This is a genomic window from Microbacterium sp. (assembly GCF_041909575.1).
Classification (GTDB): Bacteria; Actinomycetota; Actinomycetes; order Actinomycetales; family Microbacteriaceae; genus Microbacterium.
Window position 1 is genome coordinate 1 of the sequence record NZ_JAYRDE010000088.1, and the last position, 12,560, is coordinate 12,560.

11 protein-coding genes are annotated in these 12,560 nt (G+C 67.1%); 5 read left to right on the plus strand and 6 right to left on the minus strand.

Annotated elements, in window-relative coordinates:
- Positions 1 to 183: 183 nt before the first annotated feature.
- Complete coding sequence (locus ACE3O1_RS11800) at positions 184 to 1,560, minus strand: hypothetical protein (RefSeq protein ID WP_374315253.1); 1,377 nt, start codon at positions 1,558 to 1,560, stop codon at positions 184 to 186.
- A 517-nt stretch (positions 1,561 to 2,077) separates the two neighbouring features.
- Between ACE3O1_RS11800 and ACE3O1_RS11805 the strand changes: the two genes are divergently transcribed.
- Complete coding sequence (locus ACE3O1_RS11805) at positions 2,078 to 3,457, plus strand: FAD-binding oxidoreductase (protein WP_374315255.1); 1,380 nt, start codon at positions 2,078 to 2,080, stop codon at positions 3,455 to 3,457.
- Positions 3,454 to 4,794, plus strand: coding sequence for a class I SAM-dependent methyltransferase (locus ACE3O1_RS11810; RefSeq protein ID WP_374315257.1), 1,341 nt, complete (start codon positions 3,454 to 3,456; stop codon positions 4,792 to 4,794). Before ACE3O1_RS11805 ends, ACE3O1_RS11810 begins: the two co-directional genes overlap by 4 nt.
- Before the next feature lie 83 nt (positions 4,795 to 4,877).
- Here the strand turns inward: ACE3O1_RS11810 and ACE3O1_RS11815 are convergent, their stop codons facing one another.
- Positions 4,878 to 5,105: a dodecin family protein gene (locus ACE3O1_RS11815; protein WP_374315259.1), complete on the minus strand. Its 228-nt coding sequence runs from the start codon at positions 5,103 to 5,105 to the stop codon at positions 4,878 to 4,880.
- A gap of 225 nt (positions 5,106 to 5,330) precedes the next feature.
- Here ACE3O1_RS11815 and ACE3O1_RS11820 point away from each other — a divergent pair, with 225 nt between their 5' ends.
- Positions 5,331 to 5,636, plus strand: a complete 306-nt coding sequence (locus tag ACE3O1_RS11820; RefSeq protein WP_374315261.1) for an NIPSNAP family protein — start codon at positions 5,331 to 5,333, stop codon at positions 5,634 to 5,636.
- 94 nt (positions 5,637 to 5,730) lie between these two features.
- Here the strand turns inward: ACE3O1_RS11820 and ACE3O1_RS11825 are convergent, their stop codons facing one another.
- Positions 5,731 to 6,471, minus strand: a complete 741-nt coding sequence (locus ACE3O1_RS11825) for a family 16 glycosylhydrolase (protein ID WP_374315263.1) — start codon at positions 6,469 to 6,471, stop codon at positions 5,731 to 5,733.
- A gap of 124 nt (positions 6,472 to 6,595) precedes the next feature.
- On the opposite strand from ACE3O1_RS11825, the gene ACE3O1_RS11830 reads away from it, so the two are divergent.
- On the plus strand, positions 6,596 to 7,756 hold the full coding sequence (locus tag ACE3O1_RS11830; protein ID WP_374315265.1) for a phosphotransferase: 1,161 nt from the start codon (positions 6,596 to 6,598) through the stop codon (positions 7,754 to 7,756).
- A gap of 393 nt (positions 7,757 to 8,149) precedes the next feature.
- Here the strand turns inward: ACE3O1_RS11830 and ACE3O1_RS11835 are convergent, their stop codons facing one another.
- From ACE3O1_RS11835 to ACE3O1_RS11845, 3 genes are all read right to left on the minus strand, one after another.
- Positions 8,150 to 9,823: an alkaline phosphatase D family protein gene (locus ACE3O1_RS11835; RefSeq protein ID WP_374315267.1), complete on the minus strand. Its 1,674-nt coding sequence runs from the start codon at positions 9,821 to 9,823 to the stop codon at positions 8,150 to 8,152.
- 227 nt (positions 9,824 to 10,050) lie between these two features.
- Positions 10,051 to 10,278: a hypothetical protein gene (locus ACE3O1_RS11840; RefSeq protein ID WP_374315269.1), complete on the minus strand. Its 228-nt coding sequence runs from the start codon at positions 10,276 to 10,278 to the stop codon at positions 10,051 to 10,053.
- Positions 10,272 to 11,753, minus strand: a complete 1,482-nt coding sequence (locus ACE3O1_RS11845; RefSeq protein ID WP_374315271.1) for an SDR family NAD(P)-dependent oxidoreductase — start codon at positions 11,751 to 11,753, stop codon at positions 10,272 to 10,274. The genes ACE3O1_RS11840 and ACE3O1_RS11845 overlap by 7 nt, the downstream gene beginning before the upstream one ends.
- Positions 11,754 to 11,802: 49 nt before the next feature.
- Between ACE3O1_RS11845 and ACE3O1_RS11850 the strand changes: the two genes are divergently transcribed.
- On the plus strand, positions 11,803 to 12,216 hold the full coding sequence (locus tag ACE3O1_RS11850; protein ID WP_374315273.1) for an NUDIX domain-containing protein: 414 nt from the start codon (positions 11,803 to 11,805) through the stop codon (positions 12,214 to 12,216).
- Positions 12,217 to 12,560 lie beyond the last annotated feature (344 nt).

Consider the following 12,560-nt stretch of genomic DNA (forward strand, 5'->3'; position numbering starts at 1 on the left):
GGCTGCGCGCGGGGGGTGCGCGGGGGGCCGCCCTGACCGCCTTCATGCCCCGGGGGAGGGGGCCCCACCGCTCGTTTGAGGAGATCCTCGAACATCCGACTTCCGAGTTGCCGGGCTAGGCCGTGGGCCGCACCGATGACGGTGTAGGTGCCGCCGAGCTCGTGGCTCGCCGGGCGGATCGGGTCATCTCACTGGCTGAAAGAAGTGCAGGTCAACCCACCGGGCAACGTTCTTGCCGATCCCCGCACCCTGGACATCGGCCCCCCTGAAGTGGAGACCTTGGTACACGCGGGCATCGATGGTGTCTTCGACCACGTCGGTGAAGCGCGTATAGTCGCGCTTCATCTCGGGCGCGCCGGCGATCTTGACGACACTGAACTCCATCTTGTTCGTGCCGAAGAAGGCCTGAGCAGCGTGCATGTATGCGGCCGAGACGCAGTTGTAACCTGACGGGTGATCCGAATACGGCGGATTGCCGACGAGCGGCATCCAAGCGGGATCGCCGACGGTTTTGCGGTTGCCGTCATTGTCGCCCTCCTGGATCGCGGTGATGGGGCGCCAGAAGTTCCAGAACGCCTTGTCGTCGAAACAATTGATGACGCTGTCTGCCGTGGTCAGATTCAACATGGCGAAGAGACGGGCTTCCTCGGCGACGGTGAGTCCTTGGGTTTCGGAGATCACCCGGAAGGTGCGGTTGAACAGCTCCTGCGGATGCACGGTGTAGAAGTCGGCGACCTTGTTCTGCTCGTCAGTGCGTGGACTCGGCTCCGCAAGGTCCTTCAGTGCCCTTCCGAGATCTTTCACCTCGTTGTAGTCCCTCGCATAGGCTCCGCTGGTGAGCGCCTTCGGCCCTTTCGTCCGAAACTGCGATGTGCTCTCAAGCGTGAACGGTTCGACCGCGCCCACCCACGCAAGGGAGTTGGCAAACGATGGCAGAGTCGGTCGCCACTCGCCGGGGAGCGTGCCGACATCCCACGACAACGATGGGTCGAAACGGCCGTCATCCGTCCGGGCTTCCAGCATGGCCGCTGCGGCGGCTGCCCCTGCCGCGACGCCCTGGGTTTTTGCATCGCCGTCGGCGATGCTCTCGAGCTCAGCGGTATAGAGGTGCTCGAGGCGGTCTAGGACCACCTGTGGCAACGGCGGTGCGGGTGGGATCCCCAGCCCGATCAGCACGTCGTGCGCTGCGGTGGCGACGGCGGCGTCCAGTGACGCCGACCGCGGCGCCGGCGGAAGGTCAGGCAGATAGGGCTGATATCCGCCGACGATCGAGTTGACCGCGTCGTACACGGCACCCTGCACCATCGCGAGGTGAAGTTGCGAGACGGGTGGCGCCTGCCCAGCCCCGGGAGTGACCGCCGTGGCCGCATTTATCAGTGCGTCCGAAGCGTGGAGATTCCAGACTCGCACTACGTCGGAATGCTCCGGCTGTGCGGCGGCGGGCCCGGTTCCGAGCGCTGTTGCCGTCAGCGCGATGATGGCGGTAAGCACGAACGTGCCCAGTGCACGCTCGTGTTGTTGTGGTCGCATGATGCGTCCTTCTTTCTTCTCGCAGGCCACGGCAGCGAAGCAACGGCGCTCGCGACTCGTGACGTCACCATTCAGTTCGCAGGTCTTTGGCGGGTGAGAAACTCAACCAAGATGGTCGCTGGCTCGGCCGAGAGTGGGCCCATCGCAACGGACGGCGAATGCGCCTCCACGGCGACTGCGTCTCCATAACGGTCGGCGCCACGAAGAGGCTGGCAGGAGATCGACTCGAGCGCGACGCGGTAGAGCATGGTGACCTCGCTTCACGGGTGGAAGCTGACCGGTCGATGACACGCGCATCGTACTCCCACGCCCCCTGGGGTACAAGACACCCGCCCGGGGACTGGAGCCGAGTCAGACCAGCGCCATGGGTCGGTCGGCGTGCCGTCAATACAACTAGGGCCCCCTGGCGCACGCGACGTGGGGCTTCAGGCCCCTGCTTGCCCCCCTCGGCAACGAATTCGACACGAGCACGGCGGGGGCGCGAACGACCAGATCGGCGGGGAGCGGGATCCTTCACCCGAACCCCGCCGCGGACTAGCGTGGGGTCGTGTCCGCACCCGCGACCGACGCCCGCACCGCGCACGCCGCCGGCGTGCGGCGCCTGCTCGAGAGCTATTGGGCGCTGCCGCCGGACGCGCAGGTCCGGCTCGCCAAGCGCACCTCGAACCTGTTCCGCTCGCGTTCGGAAACAGCCGCCCCAGGCTTGGACACGTCGGGCTTGACGGGAGTCATCCGCGTCGATCCTGATGGTCGCACGACGGACGTCGCGGGCATGTGCACCTACGAGGATCTCGTCGCCGAGACACTGCCGCACGGGCTGGCTCCCCTCGTCGTGCCGCAACTGAAGACGATCACGCTCGGCGGCGCAGTCACGGGCCTGGGCATCGAGTCGACGTCGTTCCGAAGCGGGCTGCCGCATGAGTCGGTGCTCGAGATGGACATCCTCACCGGCGCGGGAAAGGTCATCACGGCATCCCCGAGCGAGCACGCCGACCTGTTCCGGGCGTTCCCCAATTCCTACGGCACGCTCGGCTACGCGGTGCGTCTGCGCATCGAACTCGAGACGGTCCAGCCGTTCGTGACCCTCCGCCACGTGCGCTTTCACACGATCGCCGACCTGATGGCGGCAATGGGCCGCGTCGTCGCAACGCGTCGGCTGGACGACGTGCCGGTGGACTATCTCGACGGCGTGGTCTTCAGCGCCGACGAGAGCTACCTGTGCGTCGGGACCCAGAGCTCCGCGCCCGGCCCCGTCAGCGACTACACGGGTCGACACATCTACTACCGGTCCATGCAGCACGACGACGCCGGGAAAGCAGACCGGCTCACCATCCACGACTACCTCTGGCGGTGGGACACCGACTGGTTCTGGTGCTCGGCGGCGTTCGGGGCGCAGCATCCCCTCGTCCGTCGCGTGTGGCCCCGACGGTACCTCCGCAGCGCCACGTACAGCAGGCTCATGCGGCTGGAACGCCGATTCGACATCGGCGATCGCCTCGAGAAGCTGCACGGGCGCCCCGCGCGCGAGCGCGTGATCCAGGACGTCGAAGTGCCGATCGCCCGGTGCGCCGAATTCATCGACTGGTTCCTCGGGAACGTGCCCATCACGCCCATCTGGCTCTGTCCGCTGGGATTGCGCGGCCATGACGAGTGGCCGCTCTACCCGTTGCACCCAGCCGAGACCTACGTCAACGTCGGCTTCTGGTCGACCGTGCCGGTCGGGGCGACTGAAGGCGAGACGAACCGGCTGATCGAGCGGAAGGTGGCCGAGCTCGACGGGCATAAATCGCTGTACTCCGACGCGTTCTATTCGCGGGAGGAATTCGACTCGCTCTACGGCGGGGCGGACTATCGAGCGGCGAAAATGCGGTACGACCCCGACGGGCGACTGCTCGACCTCTATGAGAAGGCTGTGCAACGACGATGACCACATCCAAGGAACGGGCGGACGCCTCGGCCGATGGCGACGCGGCCGGCACGGCCGACGCGGAGTCCGGAAGACTCACGCTCGCCGAGGTGCTCGAGGCGTTCACGGCGGGCCGGCTGCCGCTGCGCTTCACCGCGTACGACGGCAGCACGGCCGGCCCTCCCGACGCGCCCTTCGCCCTTGACCTGAAGACGCCCCGCGGCACGACGTATCTCGTCACCGGGTTCGGCGATCTCGGGCTCGCGCGCGCCTACATCGCCGGCGATCTCGACATCCGAGGTGTGCACCCCGGCGACCCGTACCCGCTGCTCAAGACGCTCGAGAACCTCGAGTTCACGCGACCATCGCCGCGGCTCATGGCCCGGATCGTCCGCTCGATCGGCGTCGAGCATCTGCGCCCGGTCGCGCCGCCGCCGGAGGAAGTACCCCCGCGCTGGAGGCGCATCGCCGGTGGCCTGCGGCACAGCAAGTCGCGCGATGCCGAGGCGATCCACCACCACTACGACGTGTCGAACATCTTCTACGAGTGGGTGCTCGGCCCGTCGATGACCTACACGTGCGCGTGCTACCCGCAGCTCGACGCTTCGCTGGAGGAGGCGCAGGAGAACAAGTACCGGCTCGTATTCGAGAAGCTGCGGCTGAAGCCGGGCGACCGGCTGCTCGACGTCGGCTGCGGCTGGGGCGGCATGGTGCGCTACGCCGCTCGTCGGGGCGTGCACGCCCTCGGAGTGACGCTGTCGCACGAGCAGGCCGGGTGGGCGCAGCGCGCCATCGCCGACGAAGGGCTGGAGCACGCTGAGGTGCGGTACGGCGACTACCGCGACATCGCCGAGACCGGTTTCGACGCGGTGTCGTCGATCGGGCTGCTCGAGCACATCGGGGTGCGCAACTACCCGGCGTACTTCCGCTTCCTGTGCTCCCGCATACGCCCGGGCGGCCTGCTTCTCAACCACTGCATCACCCGCAGTGACAACAAGACCGAGCCCGCGGCGCGGGGGTTCATCGACCGCTATGTCTTCCCGGACGGCGAGCTGACCGGTTCCGGTCGCATCATCACCGAGGCACAGGATGCCGGTCTCGAAGTTCTGCACGAGGAGAACCTGCGCCCCCACTACGCGCTGACACTCCGTGACTGGTGCGCGAACCTGGTCGAGCACTGGGACGAAGCGGTCTCCGAGATCGGACTGCCCGCTGCGAAGGTGTGGGGCCTCTACATGGCCGGATCACGGCTCGCCTTCGAATCGGGCGGGATCGAGCTGCACCACGTTCTGGCCGTCAACTCCCGGGGGAACAGCGACGATGCCGACCTTCCGCTGCGGCCGTGGTGGACGCCATAGCGGCGCGCGGCCGGAGACGGTGCGATTCTCAACACCGCCACACTCCGTGCCGCGATTGTGCGCCCTGTGACCTCGGCGTCGGTCTATTCAGGCGTGTACTTGAACGAAAGCTGGATCCGGGACCTGAACAGAAGCGTCCCGTCATCGCTGACGACGATGTCCTGTTTCGCCACCTCTGCGATTCGAAGGTCGTGCAGAGTCCCTCCCGCGGTGCTGATGGCTTCGCGGGCCGCTTCTTCCCATGACGACGCACTCGTGCCGATGACGTCGATTACTCGGTAAACACTCATCCTGACCCCCTTGTCGTTCACGGATGACAACCCCATCCTGCTCGGTTGCTCGCCCTCGTGGAAGGGCCTCGGGGATGGCCGACTCAACCGCGACCGAATTCGCACATGCCGGGTCGCTCAGCGGGCTCCCGCTCTGCCAACTTCCGAGCTCTCTCCGCCGCTCTTCGCGCACGGGACGGCAATCGCCGTCGGGCTGCTTTCTCATCGACAAGACTCGTGAGAGCACCTCATTGCAAAGGACCCTCGATGATCACAGTTCATCTTCGCTATGAGATCGATCCAGAGAAGATCGACGACTTTACCGAGTACGGCCGCGCGTGGATCCGACTTGTCAACGAGTTCGGCGGAACCCACCACGGCTACTTCATGCCGAGCGAGGGGGACAGCGACGAAGCGTTCGCGTTGTTCACCTTTCCGTCGCTCGCCGAGTATGAGGTCTACCGGACGGCGTCGATGACCGACCCGGGGTGTCAGGAAGCATTCGAACTCGCGCGACGTACCAGGTGTATCCGCCGCTACGAGCGACGATTCCTGTCGCCAGTGTTTGCTTAGGGGTCCGCTTGCGCGGCTACCTCGGCGCGGTTCAGTCCTCCAGGACGACGACCAGGGTGTCGCATGCTCCAGTCCGACCGCTGCTTAGATCAGTTCAGGTCGCGATGGCGGCTCTTTTTACTTCGGAGTCGGCCACGCGTATCCAGTCGATGAGCAGCTCGGCCGGCAGCGTCGAGGCATCCGGTTCGTTTCCCTGCCATCTACCTCCGATCGCCAGATTGATCACGAGGAAGAAGGGTTTCTCGAAGGGCCACGGTCCAGGAACATGCTCCGCTGTGACGCGGAAGTACTCGTCCCCGTCGAAACGCCAGCTGACGGATCCCGGTTTCCAGTCGACGGAGTAGGTATGGAAGTCGTCCGACTGAGGTGAACCGGTATCGAACCTGTGACCGACGCCGTGACCGATGCCGGCATAACCCGTGCCGTGCACGGTTCCGTGCACGGCCGTCGGATCACTGCCGACGTGTTCCATGACGTCGATCTCGCCGCAGGCCGGCCAGCCGACCGTGTCGATGTCGGTGCCGAGCATCCAGAACGCAGGCCATGTGCCTGCAGCTGACGGAACCTTCATCCGTGCGGCGATCCGACCATATTGGAAGGAGACGAGTCCGCGCGTGGTCAGACGCGCCGATGAGATGCCGCCGGGCACGGCGGGGTCTTCGCGGGCGACGATCGCGAGCTGGCCGCTTCCCGTCAGGTACGCGTTCGCTGGTGGTCGCGTGTAGCTCTGGAGCTGATCATCGCCCCACCCGCCACCGCCAAGCTCGGCGATCCACGCAGACGGGTCGGGCGCGCTCCCCGCAGGACCGTCGAACTCCTGCGTCCAGATCGCCATCCGCTGACAATACTCGGCTCAGCGGGCAATCGGCGTTGCCCCGAGGCCCGGCAACTTTGCCGCCGCATTGGGATCGGGATACGTTCGGAATGGTCGCAGGGCAGCCGTGAAGCAGGGTGGGAAGATGGAGATCAACGAGGCACTCGTGCGGCGACTGGTCGACGAGCAGTTCCCGTTCTGGCATCGCCTGGATCTTCGTCAGGTTCTTCCCGGCGGCTGGGATAACCGCACGTTTCGCCTCGGCGATGAGCTGTTGGTGCGCTTGCCGAGTGCGGACGGGTACGCCGCGGCCGTGGCGAAGGAGCAGCGCTGGTTGCCGGTGATCGCATCAGGAGTTCCCCTGCCGGTGCCCGTGCCGGTCGCTCAGGGCAAGCCGACCAAGGAGTTCGAACGCCCTTGGTCGGTCTACCGATGGATCGAGGGGACGCCCGCCGCCACGACGACCGACATCGACCTCACAGTGTTCGCGTCCGACCTCGGTCGATTCCTCACGGCACTCGCCACGGTGGACGCCCATCGCGCGCCGCCAGCCGGTCCGCACACCTTCTGGCGAGGAGCGCACCCGCGTGTGTACGACGCCGACGTGCAGCGATGCCTTGTTCAACTGGAAGGAAGAATCGACTCCGCAGCGGCGCGGGCGGTGTGGGCGTGCGCGATGGTCACCGAGATCACCGCGCCACCGGTGTGGTTTCACGGTGATGTCGCGCCCGGCAACCTGTTGATGCGTGACGGGCGCCTCAGTGCCGTGATCGATTTCGGAACTTCAGGAGTCGGCGATCCGCGTGCGACCTGGCAATCGCGTGGACCGTGCTGGACGAACCAGCGCGCGAGGTCTTCCGCGACGAGATGCCATGGGATGAGTCGACCTGGGCTAGAGGCCGAGCATGGGCGCTGTGGAAGACAATGCTCACCCTCGCCGACGCCTCCGGTTCCCACGACCCAGCAGGAGAGGCGGAGAGTTCTCTCGCCGCACTTGACCGTATCCTCGCGGACGACTCGTAGCCCTCCGCAGAAGCGGCCGGCTCGCGCGATCCGAAGAACCACAGCGGCTATGTGCGGTTCTACTGCCTCGTGCACCGTCCTGCGCCGCCGCGCCTCACGCCCACGGTCGACCCGCGTCGCAGTTCCTCGGGCGAGCGCCGCGCCGCGCCGCAGCACCCCCGCCGTCGAGCGTCCGAGCGTGCTGTGCCCGGACTGCTTCGTCGAGGTGCCCGCCACCGCCGTCTGCGTATCTGCGGCAACACCGTCGTCGCCTGGTCCCGTCCCTCCTGCCACTCGGGCGTGAACTCGGGCCTGTGCGGGCGTTCACGTCAAACGTGCGGGAGATTTTCGCGCGCCAGGCGCCGTCACCGGCCACCGAGGCCGATTTCTCCCGCCGCCTTGACGCCCTCGCCGTCGAAACGGAGGAGAAACGCCGGGAGAGAAGACCTCACGGGGCCCGCCGTCGACGTTTCTCCTCGGATTTCGACGAGGATGCCCCGAAACCCCGGTATCAGAGCCAGTGGCGGCGCTCGAACGTCACGTAGAGCGCGGCGCTCGTCGCGGCCATGAGCGAGAGCGCCATCGGATAGCCGAGCACCCAGTCGAGCTCGGGCATGTAGACGAAAGTTCACGCCGTAGATCGTGCCCACGAGCGTCGGGCCGTTCGTGACCGCCGCGACCAGAGATCGTCAGCCGATCAGGACGACACCTTGGAGTCTCTCTCCGCCGGCACCGTGATGGATGCCACCTCTTCGAGACGAGGATGCCGCTCGTCTCCGTCCTCGACCACTCCGGTGTGCCATGTCATGGTGAGCCCATCCGGTCCGTCCTGCAGCAGCGCGAGATTGTTGTCGAACCACGGACCCTTCACTGTCTTCCACCGGAAGGGCGGGTCGGGAACCTTTGCAGATTGCGCGGCTGCGGCGCCCAGCGGCGTTGCTGCGCCATACGACATCACCACCGAGAACCAGCGCATGAAGCGGGGCAACGGGTTTCGGATCGGTGAGCACACGGCCTGCACGATGCGGGCGCCGTTGTCACGCTCCACCTCGGCCAGGTAGGAGAAGTGCACGTCACCGGACAGGAAGGTCACCGTCAGCGGCGAGGGGCCGCGGTCGCCGTCTGCGAGCTCCGTCGCGATCGCGGCGACCGCCTGGAAGCTGTTCTGGAACGCCGCCCAGTGTTCGAGGTCGACCGCCTGCCGCAGCCGTTCCCCGATCCGCGCGACCGGTCGCCCCCACGCGCCCTGTGCGATCGCCTCATCCCATGCCTCGACGTGGTGCAGTCCCGTCGGCAGGAGGAACGGAAGCGAGGTGGCGACCAGAACATGGCGGAAGCCGCCCTGCATATGGTCGTCGAACCACGCGAGCTCTTGAGCGTTCAACAGCCCGCGATCCGACGGCGTGAGATCTCGTGCGGCGCGGGAGTCCAGGACGATCAGTCGCGATCCATCGAAATCCCGGCAGTAGCTCCAGCGGTAGCTGGTGGGATCCTCGTTGCAACGGTCGGCGAACTCGTCCAGCGCAGCAGTGAGGTCGGGGGAAGCAGCAGTGTCGGGACCCCCGGCGGCCTGCTGCCACAACTCGTCGGCGGCACGCTCTCGGGGAGACAGGTTGCCGAGGTGCTGGTATACCCAGTACGACGCCAGCCCGGCGACGATGCGCTCGTGCCACCACGAGGTGGCCTCCATCTTCTTCTTCCAGTCGAGCGAGGCGTTCCAGTCGTCGCGGATGTCGTGGTCGTCGAAGACCATGGCGGTCGGCACGCACGAGAGCAGCCAGCGATTGGCTTCATCCGACCATGCCAACTGGTAGAGGTGGGCGTATTCCTCGAAGTCCTTGAGCTCCTTGCCCGGTTCCTGGTGGATGTCGCGACGGCTGCGGATGAACGCCTGCATCTCCTTCGTCGTCGAGTCGGCGTAGACCTGGTCGCCGAGGAAGAGCAGCAGGTCGGGTCGTGGCTGGCTACCGTCGGCGACGGCAAGTGCAAAGGCGCGCAGCGAGTCGACGCCATGGGTGCGATTGCCTGCTCGGTCATGGGGGACACTGGTGCGGCACGATCCGTAGGCGATCTGCGGCCGTCGACCGGGCGCGCGCGTAGCGATCACGGATGCTGGGTACTCGGAGTCCGGGTCGGGCCACACAGAAACCCCGTCGATCTCTACTCCGTACGGCGAGACGCTGCCGGGCTCGAGCCCGTCCACTTCGACGAGGGCGTAATGGTGGCCGTGCACCGAGAAGGTTCGGGCCTGCCACGATCGTCCCTCGGCGTGGACGCTCACCAGACAGTCGGCTCGCGTCTCCACCCAGATGCTGGCCGACGTCTCATCGACATAGCGCAGCATCGGCCCCAACAGCAGCGGGGATCCCATGGACCCGTTCTATCGCGAATTGCACAGCAGCGGCCAGAGGCGGACGCAAGAACCGCGCGAGAGGGTGTTGCCGTGCCGGCGATCGCTCGTTATCCTCGATCTTCCCGACGGAAGGATGTTGATTATGAGCACCCGCGATCGTTGAAATACCAAAGCGAGCCCCCGCCCGACCTCGTCGAGCGGGGGCTTCGTCTTTCAGCCCACGACCGGAACGCTGAGTGCGCCGTTCACGCCGGGGACGACGGATGGCGCCGCGGGCGAGGGGCTGGCGGGGGAGGGACCTCCTTCGCGGCGATGATCGCTCCGCGGGGGATGCGCTCGACGCCGCGCTTGCCGTCGACCGTGATGGTCTCAGCATCCGTGCTCAGAAGCTCACCCAGCGCGTCGGTTGCCTGCCCCGTCGGCAGAATGTAGCGCACGACCACGCGATGGCCGGGCTCGGGCAGGTTCACCATTGGCCCGGGGCGTAATCCTTGAGGAAGACGCCGAACAGGTCCTCGCCGGCCTCGCCGCGCACGATCGGGTCGTAGACGCGAGCCGCGCCGTCGACCAGGTCCAGCGGAGCGTGGAAGCCCTCCTCGGCGAGGCGCACCTTGGTCGGGTGGGGGCGCTCGTCGGTGATCCAGCCCGTGTCGACGCTGGTCATGAGGATGCGATCGGTCTCGAACAGCTCGCGCGCGCTCGTGCGCGTGAGCATGTTGACGGCCGCCTTGGCCATGTTCGTATGAGGATGCCCCGGACCCTTGTAGCCGCGATTGAACACACCCTCCATCGCGCTCACATTCACGACGTAGGTGCGTCGCGCGGGGCTTGCCGCCAGCGAGCTGCGCAGCTTCGACACGAGCAGGAACGGCGCGGTGGTGTTCGCGAGCTGCACCTCGAGCATCTCGAGCGGATCGACCTCGTCGACGCTCTGCACCCACGAGTTCGTGTGGTCGAGGTCGGGGATGAGCCCGCCGGCGTCGATCGCCGTGCCGGAGGCGAGACGCTCGAGCGAGCTCGACCCCGCGGTCATCGCCTGTTCGGTGAGCTCTTCGGCGCGCGCGGCGGCGGCGGCGAGGATCGGGTGCGCGGTCACCGAGCGCTCCAGGGCCTGCGGATGACGGTCGTTGGTGTGGCCGAACGTGACGAGCTCCGGGAGCGGGCCATCCGGCAGGGGAGCCAGCTCCGCGTCGACGAGCGGCTGATACGCGCCGGGGGAGCGGCGCACGGTTTGCGTCGCGTTGTTGATCAGGATGTCGAGCGGACCGGCGGCCGCGACATCCTCGGCCAGTCCGATCACCTGGGCCGGATCGCGCAGATCGATGCCGACGACCTTGAGGCGGTCGATCCACTCCGGCGCGTCGGGCAGGCTGCTGAAACGGCGCACAGCATCGCGCGGGAAGCGGGTCGTGATCGTCGTGTGCGCGCCGTCGCGGAGCAGCCGGAGCGCGATGTACATGCCGATCTTGGCGCGGCCGCCGGTGAGCAGTGCGCGCTTGCCGGTGAGGTCGGTGCGCGCGTTGCGTTTCGCGTGGCTCATCGCCGCGCAGGTGGGGCAGAGCTGGTGGTAGAAGGCGTCGACCACCGTGTACGGCTGCTTGCAGATGTAGCAGGCGCGCGGCTTGAGCAGGGTGCCGGCGGTCGGAGCCGTGGTCGAGCCCGAGATCGGGATGCCGCGCGTCTCGTCGTCGATGCGGTCGGGTGCGCCGGTGGCCGTGGCCGCGACGACCGCGCGATCGGCAGCGGCGATCGCCTCGCGGATCTCGCGCCGGCGCTCCTTCTTCACGGCCTTGAACATCGCGGCCGTCGCACGACGCACGGCGATGTAGTCGGGATGCGTCTCGTCGACACCGGCCATGCGGCCGAGCACCCGGAGGGTGGTCGCCAGATCTTCGGGGTCGATGCCGCTCGGCGGCAGGTCGGAACGCTCGGAGGGATCGGGAAGCACACGTGATTCTACGCCGGGCGGCTTCGGCTCTTCCTGTTAGCGTGCCTTCGTGAGCACCTCGAACCCGGCGCCCGCTCCGGCGCGCAGCATCCGTGTGTCCGCGGCGGTCATCGTGAACGGTCGCGACGAGCTGCTGCTGGTGCGGAAGGCCGGCACGACGGCTTTCATGCAGCCCGGGGGGAAGCCTGAGCCCGATGAGACGCCGGCCGAGACGCTGAGCCGCGAGCTGTTCGAAGAGCTGGGACTGACGGTGGATGCTGCGGACCTGCGCCCGCTCGGATCGTTCACTGCGGCGGCGGCCAACGAGCCCGGATTCCTCGTGGTGGCCGACGTGTTCGAGGCCGATATCGGAGATCAGCTGCCGGTGATCGCGACGGAGATCGAGGAGTTTCGGTGGGTCACGCGTGCGGAAGCCGAGGAACTGGAGGTTGCGCCGCTCGCGCGAGAGAACTTCCTCCCCTGAATTCGTTTCCCCCGCTCCTCAACCGGCGCGTGGGTCCGCCCTTTGGTGTGCCTCGAGTGCGGCCCTCACCAGCACAGTCTCGGCGACGCCGGGTGTACGTTGCGGAGATGATGTCCATTCGAGTGGGTATCGTGGCCGATCCGGCCTCGCCGACCGAAGTGGCGCGACGGATGACCGACCCCGTCGCGCCCGACGCCGAGAGTCCCGGTGCGTGGGATATCGAGCTCCTGAGCGAGCCGTTCACCCTCGGCTCCGAGGACGTCGACGTGGCGTTGGCGCGTCTTCGGGCGCATGCCGATGCCCACGAATGGGACCTCGTCGTCGGGGTGACCGAGCTGCCGCTG